We start from the raw sequence: 1,243 nt of genomic DNA on the forward strand, positions 1-1,243 counted from the left end.
CTGATCTGGTCAAGTAATCCCGGACACCAGTTACGGTGTTTATGCCGCTTTTAGCTCCATAGCTATTGGCGACAGGTAGTTGTTGTAGCTGTGGAGCCTGGTGCGGTTGTAGTACATGAAGAAACGCACCATATCGGTTTTTGCTTCCTCGCTCGTGCTGTAGCCGTTGCGAGGGACCCACTCTGACTTCAGGGTGCCGAAAAAGCGTTCCGTTGGAGCATTGTCCCAGCACTGCCCGCGATGACTCATGCTCTGCAAAACGCCATGGCGCATTAGCTCTTCTTGAAACTTGCGACTGGTGTACTGACAGCCCTGATCCGAATGGAACATCAACCCAGGTGGGCATGTTCGAAGCTCTGTCGCCATGCGTAGCGCTTTACTCACCAAGTTGGCGTCATTGACCAGCGAAAATGCCCAACCAATGACCCGACGAGCAAACAAATCGATCACGATGGCCAGATGAACCCAGCGCTTGCCTACCATCAGGCTTGTAACGTCGCCACACCAGACTTGATTGACCGCGGTCGGCTTGAAATTGCGCTTGAGCAGATTGGGCGCGACAAATGCTTCAACTCCTTTGGATCTGAAAGGATGAGGCTGGCGTTGTTTACTGACAATGTTGGCTTCCCTCATCAGGGCTTTAACAAGGCTTCTTCCTGCCGCTATGTTTTGGGCCTGCAGATGCTTGCTGATCATTCTGGCCCCCATGGCTTCCCGGCTTTCGCTGTGCAGTTCGACCACCTTCCCCTTGAGCTCTTCGCGCTCGATCTTAGGCCGCGAGAGACGCTGTAGCCATTCGTAAAAGCTGCTGCGCTTCATATCGAAAACGCGACACAGGATGGCGGTCGGGAATGACTCTCTTAGCTCCGCGATCATCGAAAACGATCGGGATCCGACATCAAGAGAGCGGTAGCCTTTTTTAAGATTTCGGCTTCCATTTCCATGCGTTTGATCTTGGCTTTCAAATCCTGAATCTGGCGCTGATCTTCAGTAATGGCCTTAGTGCCTTGAACCGGTTGTCCCTTGTGTTCCTTGCGAACCTGGTCCACCCAGCGCCGTAACGCGGTGGCGCTAATGTCCAGCGACGCGCAGACTTCCTGTACCGAACAACCGTCATCAATCACCATGCTGGCTGCACGATGTTTGAACTCGCGGGAAAAGACTCTTCTTTCTTTCATGGAACCTCCAAATTGGCGAAATCATATCGCCCTTAAGAGGTGTCCGGAATTATTAGGCCAGATCA

At 52.5% G+C, this 1,243-nt stretch carries 2 protein-coding genes; both read right to left on the reverse strand.

Annotation, left to right across the window (positions count from 1 at the left end; all coding sequences use genetic code 11):
- Window positions 1–39 precede the first annotated feature (39 nt).
- Window positions 40–876: an IS3 family transposase gene (locus FBY01_RS31450; protein ID WP_229801898.1), complete on the reverse strand. Its 837-nt coding sequence runs from the start codon at window positions 874–876 to the stop codon at window positions 40–42.
- On the reverse strand, window positions 873–1,178 hold the full coding sequence (locus FBY01_RS32115) for a transposase (RefSeq protein ID WP_229801896.1): 306 nt from the start codon (window positions 1,176–1,178) through the stop codon (window positions 873–875). Before FBY01_RS32115 ends, FBY01_RS31450 begins: the two co-directional genes overlap by 4 nt.
- Window positions 1,179–1,243 lie beyond the last annotated feature (65 nt).

The sequence above is a fragment of the Pseudomonas sp. SJZ077 genome (genome assembly GCF_007993905.1).
GTDB classification, from domain to species: Bacteria; Pseudomonadota; Gammaproteobacteria; order Pseudomonadales; family Pseudomonadaceae; genus Aquipseudomonas; species Aquipseudomonas mandelii.